The sequence below is a fragment of the Shewanella basaltis genome (assembly GCF_023283885.1).
Taxonomy (GTDB): domain Bacteria; phylum Pseudomonadota; class Gammaproteobacteria; order Enterobacterales; family Shewanellaceae; genus Shewanella; species Shewanella basaltis.
On the sequence record NZ_JAKILA010000024.1, the window covers coordinates 1 to 14,917 of the forward strand.

A 14,917-nucleotide genomic window follows, 5' to 3' on the forward strand; every position below is an offset into this window, starting at 1 on the left:
ATAAAAAGTCGATAACGCAGTAAAAATGACCGACAAACGCTGCCCACAGGGTTCGGCTAAAAACGTTTTACTCTTTGTTGAATAGATTTTGCTTAGGTGGCTAGGCTTCAAGCCATTCGCCTCGATTAAAACGTTTTTAACTCGAACAAAATTCAACCAGCAAAGATCAACAGACCCTAGAGAGTATTGATGTATTCAACGGCTGCGGGTAAAAAAATCTCGCTAACGATTAGCTGCGAGCCATGTAAGTTAAAATAACGTCTTCTTCCCCATAAACTGGTGTTTACTTGCTGTTGTAAACTGGTGGCTAGCGCGGCTAAGCGGCCGCAGGTTTCAAACTGTGCCACTTCAATATTGCCTGGTGTAATAGCTGGGCTGGTAAATAACAATTCACCTAATGGCCGAGTGCCAAGGTGGGTAAATTGATTGTGGCTTGCATCCAAAATATGTTGTGGGATCAAGGTTCGAGCAAACACCCAGGGCGTGCCGTCGAGACAGAGTAACACTTCGCGGATCCACACGGGGTCGTTGTGGCTTGGAAATTCATCCTCAAGTGGCGTGAGTAAATGCTCGCCTAAAACTTTAACTTCAAAGTGAGTACAATGAGTTTTGAGGCGTTGAGTTAAACTGCCAGTCGCTAATAACCAGTCTTTAAGTTGGTTTTCTGGTAATGATTTTATTTTTTCTGGCGAAAACCAATGAATTGATTCACCATATGGAAAGCTAACACTGGTCACGTTCATCGAAAACTCGTTACAATATACCTCAACAACAATAGTCTATCATGTCGTGTACGAGCAAACACACCTCAAGGTGTGAACAACATGGCCGATTTAATTAACGTTACATCTTTAGGAGTGTCTCTTATTATGAAAAAATGGCTTTTAACGTTAGTTATATTATGTTGCACGACAGTAAATGTATTTGCTGCTGAAGAGGGTGTAGAAGACTATGCCTATTATGGTTTTGAGCCAGATATCGTCACTAATTACATTTCTAATCGTAAAAAATTAGGCTTTGTTAAAATCAGCGTTGAGCTAATGGTAAAAGATCCTAACGACCTCGTGACTCTAGAGCACCATGATCCACTTTTACGATCCGCTATTGTCGAAATTTTAGGTAATCAGGCTGAGGATAAAGTGAAGTCGTTGTCTGGCCGTGAAGAAATTCGCCGCGAATGCTACGAGACAGTCAATCGTTTGATGGAGCAAGAAGTTGGCAAGGCGATTGTGGTTAACTTGCTATTTACTAAGTATCTTTACGATTAATGAGCCGTTCAAATTTTGCTGGGCGAGCCAAGGGACGCACTCAGCGCTCGCCAAACCCTTCAAAGACAATCTTAAATAAGGTTACGCCTAAAAAACTGCATCCCCGTAATGCCCATCAACAGGGTTACGATTTTGCTAAGTTAATGTTGGTGATGCCATCGTTAAGGGCTTTTGTGCGGGCAAATCCTTTTGGTAACCCATCAATTGATTTTGCTGATCCTCAAGCCGTCAAATGCCTTAATTCAGCCCTACTTCTCAGTGACTATCAAATCAATGCTTGGGATATCCCGAGTGGATATTTGTGTCCTCCGGTTCCTGGGCGGGTCGATTATCTGCACTATATTGCAGACTTATTAGCCGACAAAGGGCAGGTTATTCATGGCCCAAGTATTCGGGTATTAGATATTGGTACCGGGGCCAATGGCATTTACCCACTGTTGGGTATTCAGACTTATGGTTGGCAATTTGTTGCATCGGACATTGACCCCGTGTCGATTGACAACGTGGCCAATATTGCTCGGCATAACCCTAATGTTCAAATGAATTTACAACTCAGATTGCAATCGAACCCAGAGCATATCTTTCATGGCATTATTGAAAAACATGAACGTTTTGATGTCACTATGTGTAATCCACCATTTCATCGTTCTTTAGCGCAAGCTGCTGCTGGCTCGTTACGCAAAGTCACTAATTTGGCAAAAAATCAGCAGCAGAAGCACGGTAAAAAATCACAGAATTTGGTTGCTACCCAAACAGACCCCAAACTCAATTTTGGTGGTCAAAAAGCCGAATTATGGTGTGATGGTGGTGAAGTGCAATTTTTAACTTACATGCTCAATCAAAGTAAAGAATATGCCAGTCAGGTGTTGTGGTTTAGTTCGTTAGTGTCTAAATCTGAAAACCTTAAGCCGTGTTACCAATTGCTTAAACACCTAGCGGCAACTGAAGTAAAAACCATTGAAATGACCCAAGGCAATAAAGTGACCCGAATTTTAGCCTGGAGCTTTATCCCTGCAAACTTACGTCAGCAATGGGCAAGTATGCGGTAATAACCCTTATTGAGGCGTTTTAAGTGCATCAAAATCAATAGTTTCACTAGCATGATACACAAGAAAATGGCGGCCTTTGGCTCGCGCAATCAGTGTAATCCCTAATTGCATCGCTAAATCTAATCCCATTTGGGTAACCCCACTGCGAGACAATAATACCGGTATTCCCATTTTGGCAACTTTGATGACCATTTCTGATGTCAGTCGACCTGTGGTATAGAAGATTTTGTCACATCCAGATTGCTGATCTAACCACATGTCACCGGCTAAGGTGTCAACGGCATTATGACGACCTACGTCTTCAACAAATGATAAAATCTTGTCATCTTGGCATATCCCACAACCATGAACGGCTCCAGCATTTTTGTAGGTCTCGTTGTAAGCATTAATATTATTAAGTAATGCATAAATCGTGGATTGCTTTAACGCCGGTGTTGGCAACACAATATTGTCTAACCCTTGTAAGAACCCACCATAAACTGTGCCTTGCCCGCAACCCGACGTAACCGTTTTTTCTGACAGTTTTTGCTCGAGATCTTCTGCGACTTCTTGGGTGATCACCGCTGCAGAATTGACTTCCCAATCAACAATAACAGACTCTAATAAACTTAAATCACTAATAAAGCCTTGGTTTTTAAGATACCCAATCGTTAACGACTCGGGTTTGGCCCCAAGTGTCATTAATGTCACGATAGGGCGCCAGTTTAAATAAATGGTGAGAGGGCGTTCACAAGCAACAAACTTATCGACCTCTTTACCCTGATCATCAACGGCTTTTACTGCAATGGTTAATGGCACTTGAGTGGCTGTTTTGACAAATTTAACAGGTTTGTGAGTTGCAGGTTTTGCCGAAGCAGATTGGGTCATAGGTAAACCTCTCGAGGAGTCTTTATTGAAGATGTTGGCACAATTAAATGGCTTCATCGTGTGTTTAGCATAGCAATTATTATTCCCTTAACTGAAAAGATCTTACCTAAGCGTGATCTAGCGCAAATCTTTAACAAATCAATACTTTTAACGTGTATTAATGTCCCACTTTGAATTGCGCAGTGGACATATTGTCCTATTGTTAATGGGGAAATTGAGATCGAGTTCAAAGTTAATTTTGCTTTTTAATTGGCACCAATTTTGCTCCATCAAGCTATAGCAATTTAATAACACGTGGCTAATCAATGCTCGTATTTACGCCAGAGGTCAGCATCACTATGCAACATACCGACAAAATATGGCCAATGTATGTGTCACTCAAAAAAGTACAGGTGCAAACCGGGCGCTGGACATCGGTTCGTTGGGAATTAGAACACATGGTACCAGCAACCCAAGCTAAGCCCGACAATGCGATGCTGATTCCGCTTGAGCTGTATAAAGACCAACGTGGTAGCTACCGGATTAATCTCGATATGAATAACCCCACACTCTACATAGTGTGTGACGAACTGAGTGATGGGACTTGGGTGCCTGCGTTGATTTCTGCCGACCAACACGTCAGCGCTGGCTGCCTAGAGTCGGATACGCCAGTGTTAAATGTCCCCATGCCAAGCGCCATAGCCTGTTGGATTGAAGCCTTTATCACTCGTCATGGTGAGGTGGAAATTAGCGCTCATCGTCGTAAGCATGTCAATCGTCGTAAAAATGAAGGCCCAAGCGCTAATCGTTCAGGAAATATGCAATGAACAGCCAAGATGGACTATTAAGTCGCTGGGCGCAACGACGCCAACGAGTAGCGGAAGAAGCAGATCAAGACAATCAACTGCAGGCTAACGAGTCGCTTGAGCTTAGGCCGCAAACAGATGTGGCTGAGCAAACACAACTTGATATTGCCTCAACCGATGTTAGCCCTGAGGAAGAGCCATTACCAGATCCCACTACCATCGAGGTGGGCGGCAGTTTTGCTCGCTTTATGGCTAAAAATGTTGATCCCACCACGAAAGCCGCGGCATTACGTGCGCTATGGAAACAACCACAATATGGCCATATCGACGGTTTATTAGAATATGCATTGGACTACACCAATCAACCGGTTTTATCCGCTGATGTGTCTGCAGAATTAGCCAATAAAGTGTTTCGTTACGTGGTTGAAAAAACCAATAACGCAGAAGATGAATTGCTTGCAGATGCACAGACAGATGTTGATAAAAAAGATGACACAACCGGGGCTGACTCCCGAGTCGGTGAAACCTGTGTTGAAGAAACAGACTCAGTGTTAGCGGTTACTCAGCAATCTGAGTGCTTATCGACAATGGATCAAGTACAGGATGATGACCTACTTGAGCACGCTTTTGCCAGTGATGAGGCTAAAGGCTAACAGACCCCTGTGTAACGTCATGTTATTGATAGGGTATCGGTATGCAGTTAGTCGATTTGATGAGTTGATGTGAACAACAAAGTGCTAATTACAGCGTGAGCCACTGCCGTTAGCCACAGATAAAAACCGATATTAGGAACGCAATGAGCATAATTAAAAACCAGCCTATGCTGAAACAAGCTCGGCAACAGGTCATGGCGAATACCCAGATTTTACAAAATCTGATCCCGCCAACTGTCAGTTATACCACTCAAGGCCATGTATTAGTCATTGGCCCAGAAGATCTTGCCCGTTTGGCCGCGGACAAATTGTCCACCATGAGCAGTTGCGTCATTTTGGCTAACGAAGCCATTAGCAGTCAGGATGAAGCTCACCTTGAAATGGTAATCAATGCCGCCAGCCAAGTTGAAAGCTACTACAACAAATTAGTCAGCATTAAGGGTTTTTTGGGGCAGTTTCAGGTTAAGGTTGAAAGTGATAATGGCGTAAGCGATCTCAGTGTGGTGGCTATTCGCCAAGCCCACTTTGATATTGTACTCGACTTAAGCCACAGCCCCAGTATTAACTTAGAAATGCTACCTCCTGGCTATTTTTATGTTGGCCAAAATCAAGCGCTACTTGCTGATGCACTTGAGCAAATTCCAGATTTAGTGGGAGAATTCGATAAACCGCGATACGTCAAAGTCAATCCCGATATTTGTGCGCATAACAAACATGGCTTAAATGGTTGTAACCGCTGCTTAAACTTTTGTCCTGCTGATGCCATTAGCAGTGTGGCGCAAAAAATCGAAATCGACCCATACCTTTGTCATGGTGCTGGCAGTTGTGCTAATGCCTGCCCAACAGGGGCATTAAGTTATGATTTACCCACACCTAAATCACTGCATTCTTACCTTGAAAAACTTGTTAGCCGGTATCGCTTGCAAGCGCAAACCGCCCCAGTGGTGCTATTTCATGATAATGAAGCTGGTGCTCAGTTTATTACCGACGAGTTAAGCGGCGATGTGTTACCTGTTGCAATGGAAGAAATTACCGTCGCCAGCATTGACCATTGGATGGCCGCATTAGCTTATGGCGCCCGCGAAATTCTCATCTTAAATACAGAGCTTACAGCACCAACATTAACGCAAATGCTTAAGGGTGAGCTTGCCTTAGCTAATCGCATTTTAGATGAAATGGGCCAACCACAGCGTATTCGCTTAATTCGCCCAGAAGATCTCCTCGATTTATATCCATCGTTAGCCGTTAGCCTAACGTGGCCAGTGATTATGCCTATGGTTGCAAATCCAGCCGCTATCGCCCCTGCAAGTCTTGCTAAACGCAGCTTGCTGTTTCAAGCGATCGACCACCTTAACAGCCAGGCTGCAGGTGTCGACAGCGTGCTCACACTAGCCAATATTCCTTATGGTGTGGTGAGCATTAACAGCGATAAATGCACCCTGTGTATGTCGTGTGTGGCGACGTGTCCAACTCAAGCACTAAAAGATGGTGGTGATACGCCAGCCCTTAAGTTTACAGAGCAAGACTGTGTGCAATGTGGTTTATGTGAAGCCGCTTGCCCTGAAAAAGTCATCAGTTTAGTGGCACAAATTAACTTTAATCAACAACAGCGCCAGCAAGTGCAACTACTGAAACAAGAGCCACCGTTTGAATGTATACGCTGTGGTAGTGAGTTTGCTACCCAGTCAATGGTGCATAAAATGATAGAAATGGTCGGCGCGCACAGTGCGTTTAGCGCCAATATAGAGCGTTTGAAAATGTGTGGCGACTGCCGTGTAAAAGACATGTTTGAAGACATACTTGACGATCCAGAAAAGCAATTGCGATAAGAGATCTGCTATGACAGAAACACTGAGACAAATAACCGAAAACGACCAATTAAGAGCTGATATTTATCAGTTGTTGGCCGCGTTAATGCGCCGCCACCCAAGTGCCGAGCTATTGCAATTTTTAGCTAATTTAGACATAGACGTCGAAGAAGGTAACGCCATGAGCGATGCCTGGGTTGCACTGAAGCAAGCAGCACAAAAAAGTGATACCGACACCCTAGAAGATGAATATTTTGCCATTTTTTTAGGCGTCGGCAGCGGTGAAATTATGCCATATGGCAGTTGGTTTATGACAGGTTCATTAATGGACAAACCCCTAGCGGCATTACGCAGTGACTTAATGCAACTCGGTTTTGAACGTGAAGATAACGTGAAAGAGCCAGAGGATCATGTTGCCGCACTATGCGAAGTGATGGGTTGCCTGATTTTAGAGGCACCAGGTTATCGCCAATTAGCGTTTTACCAACGTCATATTGGTGGCTGGATTATGCGCTTTTGCGACCATTTAGCTAAAACGCCTAGTGCTAAGTTTTACGTTGCGGTTGCGCAACTGGCTAACGCCTTTTTTACGGCAGAAGCTAACGAATTTGAACAGCTAAGTTTAAATATTCCGGTGAATTGTCCAGGCAGTGCTGACCTTGACCCGATTGATGAACAGGCTGTGCAAATTAACTAAACCGGATGATGGCTTAAAGCGCCACATCTTTTTATCAACAAGGAGACATTATGAAAAAGCAAGCTACCGACATGGGTCGTCGCCAAATGCTAAAAGCATTAGCGCTCGGCAGTGCGGCAGGTGCTGTTGCTAGTGTAAGTGCACCCGCACTTGCCCAGGTGACTAAACCGTCTACACAAGAGCCTACGGGCAATAACTACCGCGAAACAGAGCATATTCGTAATTATTATGCTTCGTTAAGTAAATAACAAAGGAGAGTGTGTGATGCGATTAACCCGCAAATCAGACACAGTCGAGACTAAAACAACGTCCGGCTTAGGTCTTAACCGACGTCAGTTCCTCAAGTCTGCCAGCTTGGCGACTGGTGGTATTGCCGCAGCGTCGATGCTTGGTGCAGGCATGATGCGTAAAGCTGAGGCTAAAGATGTGCCTCACAACGCGCCAACAGAAGTGAAAAGAACCATTTGTTCTCACTGTTCAGTGGGGTGTGGTATTTACGCTGAAGTGCAAAATGGGGTGTGGACAGGGCAAGAGCCAGCGTTCGACCATCCATTTAACCAAGGTGGACACTGTGCCAAAGGTGCTGCTCTACGTGAGCATGGCCATGGTGAAAAACGCTTAAAATACCCAATGAAGTTAGAAGGGGGTAAATGGAAGCGTCTATCATGGGAGCAAGTCATCAATGAAGTCGGTGACAAAATGGAAACGATTCGTCAAGAGTCGGGCCCGGATTCTGTTTACTTCATGGGAAGTGCTAAGTTTTCAAACGAACAAGCTTATATGTATCGCAAATTAGCGGCAATGTGGGGCACGAATAATATCGACCACTCTGCACGTATTTGTCACTCTACCACGGTAGCTGGTGTTGCAAACACTTGGGGCTACGGTGCGCAAACTAACTCGTTTAATGACATGCGCAACTCAAAGTGCATGATGTTTATTGGTTCTAACCCATGTGAAGCTCATCCAGTGGCGATGCAGCACATTTTAATTGGTAAAGAACGCGGTGCTAAAATCATTGTGGTTGACCCACGTTTTACCCGTACCGCAGCCAAGTCTGATGAATATGTTCATATTCGTCCAGGCACTGACATCCCCTTTATCTATGGTCTGTTATGGCACATTTTCGAAAATGGCTGGCAAGATGATTCGTTTATTTCTCAGCGTGTATACGGTATGGAGCGTATCCGCGAAGAAGTGAAAAAATATACGCCAGAAGAAGTCGAGAATGTGGCTGGTGTACCCAAAGCGCAAATGTATCGCGTCGCCAAAATGATGGCCGAAACCAAGCCAGGCACTATTGTATGGTGTATGGGTGGTACTCAGCATCATATTGGTAATGCTAACACCCGCGCCTACTGTATTTTACAGTTAGCCCTTGGCAACATGGGTATTGAAGGCGGCGGAACAAACATTTTCCGTGGTCACGATAACGTACAAGGTGCCACAGACTTTGGTTTGTTATTTGATAACTTACCAGGCTATTACGGCTTAACCTCAGGTGCGTGGGACCATTGGGCCAATGTATGGGACTTAGAGCCAAGCTGGATTAAAAGTCGTTTCGACCAGGCTCAATATTTAGGACAAGACCCACAAACCTCGACAGGTATTCCTTGTTCGCGTTGGCACGATGGGGTGCTAGAAGACAAAACCAAGATTGCGCAAAAAGACAATATCCGTCTTGCATTCTTTTGGGGGCAGTCTGTCAACACTGAAACCCGTGGTCGTGAGGTACGTGAAGCACTCAACAAAATGGATACCGTTGTGGTTGTCGATCCATTCCCAACCATGGCAGGTGTGATGCACGAACGCCAAGACGGAGTGTATTTACTGCCTGCAGCCACCCAGTTTGAAACCTATGGTTCGGTGTCTGCCTCTAACCGCTCATTGCAGTGGCGATCGCAAGTGATTGAGCCGTTATTTGAATCGTTACCCGATCACATCATCATGTATAAATTGGCCAAAAAATGGGGCGTAGCAGAGCAATTCTGTAAGCACATAAAAGTCAATGGTGAAGAGCCCTTAGTTGAAGACATCACCCGTGAATTTAACAAAGGTATGTGGACTATTGGTTACACAGGCCAAAGCCCTGAGCGTTTAAAAATGCACCAAGAAAACTGGGGCACATTTGACGTTAACTCACTTGAAGCACCGGGCGGCCCAGCTAAAGGCGAAACCTATGGTTTACCTTGGCCATGTTGGGGCACACCAGAGCAGAAACATCCTGGTACCCAAATTTTGTACCGCACTGGCCGTGAAGTAAAAGACGGTGGTGGTAACTTCCGTGCACGTTATGGTGTTGAACATGAAGGTAATAATATTCTTGCAGAAGGATCTTTCTCGAAAGGATCTGAAATTCAAGACGGTTACCCAGAGTTCACTGCCGACATGCTTAAACAGCTTGGCTGGTGGGACGACCTAACGGCTGAAGAAAAAGTCAAAGCAGAAGGGCAAAACTGGAAGACAGATATTTCTGGTGGTATTCAACGTGTGGCAATTAAGCATGGTTGTATTCCTTATGGTAACGCTAAAGCGCGTTGTATTGTATGGAACTTCCCTGATGACATTCCTCTACACCGCGAACCGCTATACACCCCTCGTCGTGACTTAGTAGCCAAGTACCCCACTTACCAAGATCAAATGGTGGCGCGTTTACCCACGCTTTATAAGACTATTCAAGACAAAGATTTTGCTACCGACTTCCCACTTGCTGTAACAACCGGTCGTTTGGTTGAGTACGAGGGTGGTGGTGAAGAAACTCGTTGTAACCCATGGCTTGCGGAGCTTCAGCAAGAAATGTTTATCGAGATCAACCCAGCAGATGCTGCCGATCGCGGTGTACGTGATGGTGATGACGTATTTGTTCACAGTCCAGAAGGGGCAAAAATTACCGTTAAAGCAATGGTGACACCACGTGTTATTGCTGGCGAATGTTTTATGCCGTACCACTTTGCGGGTGTATTTGAAGGCAAGAGCCTAGAGAAAAACTACCCTGAAGGCACGGTTCCTTATGTGATTGGCGAATCTGCCAACACCGTAATGACCTATGGTTATGACATTGTGACTCAGATGCAAGAGACTAAGTCTAGCTTGTGTCAGATCAGCAAAGCCTAACAACACTTGATGAGGAGATAAGCCATTATGGCAGTCATGAAATTTCTGTGTGACACCAAACGCTGCATCGAGTGTAACGGTTGCGTCACAGCTTGTAAAAACGAGAACGACTCTGCTTTAGAGTGGGGTATTCAACGTCGCCGCGTGGTGACACTTCACGATGGTGAACCAGGAGAAGCATCAATATCAGTGGCGTGTATGCACTGTACCGACGCACCGTGTATGGCAGTATGCCCTGCAGACTGTTTTTACCGTACCGAAGACGGCATTGTGTTACACAACAAAGATACCTGTATCGGTTGTGGATACTGTTTTTATGCGTGTCCGTTTGGTGCACCGCAGTTCCCTAAAAAGACTGCATTTGGTAGTCGCGGCAAAATGGATAAATGTACCTTCTGTGCGGGCGGCCCTGAAGCAGATCATTCTGATGCAGAGCGCCAAAAATACGGTTCTAACCGTATCGCAGAAGGTAAATTACCAATGTGCGCCGAGTTGTGTTCAACCAAAGCGTTACTGGCTGGCGATGCGGGCATAGTGTCTGACATTTACCGTCAACGCATGGCAACCCGCGGTAATCCTAATGTGATTTGGGGCTACAACCCTAAAACAGGCGAAATGATCTAACCAGAGCATGTGCTGCGATTAATTTCGCAGCCATATAAGGAGTGACAATGTTAACTTTAACGTTAAACAAATCACTGCGCAGGATGTTTGCTCTGTTGGTTCTGTGTATGGGATTGGGGTTGGTCACATCATCGGTATATGCCGCTGATGAACAATCTAGCCAACAACAAGCAACGTCTAAAACCAGCGATGCAGATCTCTGGCGCGCAGTTAAAGCCGGTGAACCGGGATACAGTACAGACAAAGGCTTAGAAGCCGATGTGCTTATCAATGTCGCAGGTAATGACGGCAAGGCACTACGAAATACCTACCTAAAACCTGCCATCGGCTTAGCTGTTGTCGGTGTTTTTGCGGCCTTTTTAGTATTTTACTTAGTTAATGGTCCATCAAAACTGAGTAAGGGCTTTTCTGGCAAAATGGTGCTTCGCTGGAACAAAAGTGATCTGTGGTTACATTGGATAATGGCGATATCTTGCCTAATGCTAATGTTAACCGGTTTGGTCATTATGCTTGGCAGGCATCTACTTGCGCCTTATGTCGGCGACGGTATTTGGGCTGGATTGATTGCTTTTTGTAAGTTTACTCACGACTGGTCTGGCCCCATTTTTATGGTGTCTTGGTTGCTGTGTATTATTAAGTGGATGCCACTACAAACCTTTAAAATGTACGATTTAAAATGGTTTTTAGTGGTGGGTGGCTACATTAACTTTGGTCCGTTTAAAGGCAAGCACCCAGACAGTGGGTTTGCCAACGCGGGTGAAAAAATGTGGTTTTGGACCTTAGCTATTTTTGGTCTTAGCATCAGTGTTACCGGCGTTATGCTTGTGTTCCCTACACTTGAATTACCACGAGAGCTGTCGATGATTGCCTTACTTATTCACGGTGTTAGCGCGACAATTTTAATTGCGTTTACCATTGTGCATATTTGGATGGCGACCGTACTCAGCGAGGGCGGTATGGAGTGCATGGTATCGGGCTATTGTGACGAAAACTGGGCTTCGCAGCACCACAATGTGTGGTACGACGAAATCAAAGCTGATGGCACGTTAAAATACAAAGAGTAAGCCTATAAAGTAAGTGTGAATCCACTTGTTTATGGTAAAGACAAAACACCTTGTTAGGTTACTGGCAAGGTGTTTTTTATTGGCACTTTTGGTTGTGGCTAATTGTGGCATGGCGCGTGATAAATATGATCCGAATATTGTCATGACCAATGGCTATCCTCATGATCAGAGAAAGAAGGTATGCTATTAAATATCCTGAAAATGGTCTGATTAGCCACCTAAGCGACAGTTTTTTGCTAAAACATCTATGATTAAAAGAGGCATTAATGGCAACCCCACAAAATGATAAAATACCCGATGAAAATGCAGATGATAGTGCTGCTGATGAAAGGTCACCACGAGGTAGTCAGATTGAGGATCCTTTAGAGGCGATTAAGGCTATGCGTTTAGGCCAATTGTCTGTTTGCCGCCTCAAAACTGAGCAAGAAATGCAAGCAATGGTAAGTAACCTCAGCTCTGGATAACAAACGCCTTTCAAGCAGTCCTTTGCCTTCCTCACTGCGTTGAATTAACTTGCAATAGGCTAGCTATTGACGCGTTAATTCGCCTTGTTAGCAAAACAAATCACAAGCTTGACAGTGGATTTTAGTCAATCTATTGATTTATATCGTTATCAATACATCTCTTATCCAGAGTTGAGGTTAAGTAAAGCAACAAGTACCAAAGCCACCAGTCATAACGCGAAAACAGATGAGTAAGTTTCGGTCTTATTGTAAATCTAAAAAATTCACTCTTTTATTTCGTTGTCACCACACCAGTAGGGGGGAGAGTAGTTGAACATTTCTCAATTGCATCACCAAGAACTTGTGACGGCCAAATCGTTATTAGAAAACCCAGGTTTGGCAGTAAAAATAACTAATTTTATTGGTACACCAATTGAAAAAGGGCTGGCTTTGCTGCCCGCCAACTGGAATAACAATATCGCCAAAGTCACCGAGAAATCGTTATTAAAAGCCTCAGAAGCCGCTATTTTTACCATGAAAGACATCCCCGGCGAGGCGTCATCTAATCGGTGGCATAAATTAGGTGTTGCGGTGAGTGGGGGCGTGGGTGGTTTTTTTGGCTTAACAGCCATTGCCGTTGAGCTCCCAATATCAACAACGATTATGTTGCGTTCGATTGCAGATATTGCTCGTAGCGAAGGTGAGTTGATTACCTCCCTCGACACTAAAATGGCCTGTTTAGAAGTGTTTGCTTTAGGCGGTGCCAGTGATTTAGATGACAGCAGCGAGTCTGGTTATTTTACCGTGAGAGCAGCGTTAGCTAAATCAGTATCGGAGGCCGCTGAATTTATGGTTAAAAAAGGCCTAACCGATGAAGCCGCGCCGCTATTAGTTAAACTCATCAGTCATATTGCGGAGAAATTTGGCGTTCAGGTGACGCAAAAAGCAGCGGCGCAAGCTCTACCGGCTATTGGCGCCGCCGGTGGTGCCATCATTAATACTGTGTTTATTGACCACTTTCAAGACATGGCTCGGGGCCATTTTATTGTACGTAAATTGGAGTGATTGTATGGTGAGGATACTGTCAGAGACGCCTATAACTTATTGCCTAGGGCCTGTTGACCTTTCAAGGTTGTTTTTGCAGCGAATTGTTGGCCATTACTCATATACAAGTGCGCGGCAGAGACTTTGAGGTGTCGTTATTCTACATAAAAAGTCGATAACGCAGTAAAAATGACCAACAAACGCTGCCCACAGGGTTCGGCTAAAAACGTTTTACTCTTTGTTGAACGATGCTTTACAAATAAAGAGTTGCTTAGGTGACTAGGCTACAATCCATTCACCTCGATTAAAACGTTTTTAACTCGAACAAAATTTAACCAGCAAAGATCAACATGCCCTAGGAATGTGAATTGATCTATTTGCAATGTGGGCTGATAGCTCAGCGCGTGATGCAATGTAATGAATGAAGAAAATCGATGTTGTGTTAATGCGCAATGGCTGGCATGGTAGGTTTTTGCTTTTTTGTCATTTTTTGAGTGAGACAGGTATGAAGTATGTTTATCTAATAGTATTGAGCTTTTTTACAGCATTAGTCCCAGCATTGGCGGCAGAGCCCGTTAAATACAACAAAGAGTTAGATGGTTTTGAATACCCCTTTGACGTCCAGACGTTTAACTTTAATTCGCAAACAAAAGAGTTGGCGATGCGTTACATGGATGTGGGGGCTAAAGACGCCAAAAAAATCATTGTCTTGTTACACGGTAAAAACTTTTCCGGTTATTACTGGGAACAGGTTGCAAACGATTTATTAGCGAAAGGCTACCGAGTCATTATTCCTGATCAAATTGGGTTTGGAAAATCAACTAAGCCAGACTTTTACCAATACAGTTTTGGTCAATTAGCATTAAATACCAAGTTATTATTAGACAGCTTACACATTAACAAGTTTGATCTTGTTGGCCATTCTATGGGTGGCATGCTCGCGACCACTTTTGCGGTTAATTACCCCAGCGCCGTTAATAAACTTATTTTGATTAACCCGATAGGCTTAGAAGATTACAGCCGATATGTGCAATTTCAGGACATGAACTTTTTCTATAAAAATGAATTGGCTACCAGTGTCGAAAAAGCCAGAAATTACCAAAAAGCCAATTACTATGATGGTAAGTGGTCGAGTGAATACGAAAAGTTATTGCTGCCTTTACAGGGGATGCTTGCTGGCGATGATTGGCCTATTGTTGCTTGGAATAATGCCCTGACGTATGGACCGATTTTTTCAGAAAATATTGTCGATAGATTTTCACAGGTGACTAATGAAACGGTATTGATCATCGGTACCCGAGATCAAACTGGCCCTGGGCGTGGTTGGCTAAAAGAAGGGGTTAACAGAACCTTAGGCGACTATAAAAAGCTTGGCGTGAATGCTCACAAATTAATTAAAGGTTCTACCTTAATTGAGCTTGACGGTTTAGGCCATATGCCGCAAATAGAAAATTATGACGCTTTTATAAAGGCATTTAATCAAGCTTTGGGTTATTAGCAT

15 protein-coding genes are annotated in these 14,917 nt (G+C 44.2%); 13 read left to right on the top strand and 2 right to left on the bottom strand.

Annotation, left to right across the window (positions count from 1 at the left end; translation table 11 throughout):
• Positions 1-176: 176 nt before the first annotated feature.
• Positions 177-743, bottom strand: a complete 567-nt coding sequence (locus L2703_RS15610; RefSeq protein WP_248972002.1) for a chorismate--pyruvate lyase family protein — start codon at positions 741-743, stop codon at positions 177-179.
• Between the two features lie 126 nt (positions 744-869).
• On the opposite strand from L2703_RS15610, the gene L2703_RS15615 reads away from it, so the two are divergent.
• Together L2703_RS15615 and rlmF are read left to right on the top strand one after the other, a co-directional pair.
• Entirely contained in the window at positions 870-1,268 is a 399-nt protein-coding gene (locus L2703_RS15615) for a flagellar basal body-associated protein FliL (RefSeq protein ID WP_248972003.1), read from the top strand.
• Positions 1,268-2,317, top strand: coding sequence for a 23S rRNA (adenine(1618)-N(6))-methyltransferase RlmF (gene rlmF / locus L2703_RS15620; RefSeq protein ID WP_248972004.1), 1,050 nt, complete (start codon positions 1,268-1,270; stop codon positions 2,315-2,317). Before L2703_RS15615 ends, rlmF begins: the two co-directional genes overlap by 1 nt.
• A 6-nt stretch (positions 2,318-2,323) precedes the next feature.
• Here rlmF and L2703_RS15625 read toward each other — a convergent pair whose 3' ends face one another.
• Positions 2,324-3,184: a formate dehydrogenase accessory sulfurtransferase FdhD gene (locus L2703_RS15625; protein ID WP_248972005.1), complete on the bottom strand. Its 861-nt coding sequence runs from the start codon at positions 3,182-3,184 to the stop codon at positions 2,324-2,326.
• A 338-nt stretch (positions 3,185-3,522) separates the two neighbouring features.
• Here L2703_RS15625 and L2703_RS15630 point away from each other — a divergent pair, with 338 nt between their 5' ends.
• The 11 genes from L2703_RS15630 to L2703_RS15680 all read left to right on the top strand — a co-directional run bounded on the left by L2703_RS15630 (position 3,523) and on the right by L2703_RS15680 (position 14,914).
• On the top strand, positions 3,523-3,990 hold the full coding sequence (locus tag L2703_RS15630; RefSeq protein WP_248972067.1) for a DUF3305 domain-containing protein: 468 nt from the start codon (positions 3,523-3,525) through the stop codon (positions 3,988-3,990).
• Entirely contained in the window at positions 3,987-4,622 is a 636-nt protein-coding gene (locus L2703_RS15635; RefSeq protein WP_248972006.1) for a DUF3306 domain-containing protein, read from the top strand. Before L2703_RS15630 ends, L2703_RS15635 begins: the two co-directional genes overlap by 4 nt.
• Before the next feature lie 143 nt (positions 4,623-4,765).
• Positions 4,766-6,451: a 4Fe-4S binding protein gene (locus tag L2703_RS15640; protein ID WP_248972007.1), complete on the top strand. Its 1,686-nt coding sequence runs from the start codon at positions 4,766-4,768 to the stop codon at positions 6,449-6,451.
• Between the two features lie 10 nt (positions 6,452-6,461).
• The gene (locus tag L2703_RS15645; protein WP_248972008.1) at positions 6,462-7,127 is read left to right on the top strand and encodes a TorD/DmsD family molecular chaperone; all 666 of its coding nucleotides are present in this window, start codon (positions 6,462-6,464) and stop codon (positions 7,125-7,127) included.
• A 50-nt stretch (positions 7,128-7,177) separates the two neighbouring features.
• A complete protein-coding gene (locus L2703_RS15650; RefSeq protein ID WP_248972009.1) occupies positions 7,178-7,375 on the top strand; it encodes a formate dehydrogenase in 198 nt (65 codons plus the stop codon).
• Positions 7,376-7,391: 16 nt separating this feature from the next.
• Positions 7,392-10,241 carry a formate dehydrogenase subunit alpha gene (locus tag L2703_RS15655; protein WP_248972068.1) on the top strand — a complete coding sequence of 950 codons (2,850 nt, stop codon included), beginning with the start codon at positions 7,392-7,394 and terminating at the stop codon, positions 10,239-10,241.
• 27 nt (positions 10,242-10,268) lie between these two features.
• Entirely contained in the window at positions 10,269-10,865 is a 597-nt protein-coding gene (gene fdh3B / locus L2703_RS15660) for a formate dehydrogenase FDH3 subunit beta (protein ID WP_248972010.1), read from the top strand.
• 47 nt (positions 10,866-10,912) lie between these two features.
• The gene (locus L2703_RS15665; RefSeq protein ID WP_248972011.1) at positions 10,913-11,929 is read left to right on the top strand and encodes a formate dehydrogenase subunit gamma; all 1,017 of its coding nucleotides are present in this window, start codon (positions 10,913-10,915) and stop codon (positions 11,927-11,929) included.
• A 266-nt stretch (positions 11,930-12,195) separates the two neighbouring features.
• Positions 12,196-12,393, top strand: a complete 198-nt coding sequence (locus tag L2703_RS15670; protein WP_248972012.1) for a hypothetical protein — start codon at positions 12,196-12,198, stop codon at positions 12,391-12,393.
• A gap of 309 nt (positions 12,394-12,702) precedes the next feature.
• Positions 12,703-13,437, top strand: coding sequence for an EcsC family protein (locus L2703_RS15675; RefSeq protein WP_248972013.1), 735 nt, complete (start codon positions 12,703-12,705; stop codon positions 13,435-13,437).
• 484 nt (positions 13,438-13,921) lie between these two features.
• A complete protein-coding gene (locus L2703_RS15680; protein ID WP_248972014.1) occupies positions 13,922-14,914 on the top strand; it encodes an alpha/beta fold hydrolase in 993 nt (330 codons plus the stop codon).
• Positions 14,915-14,917 lie beyond the last annotated feature (3 nt).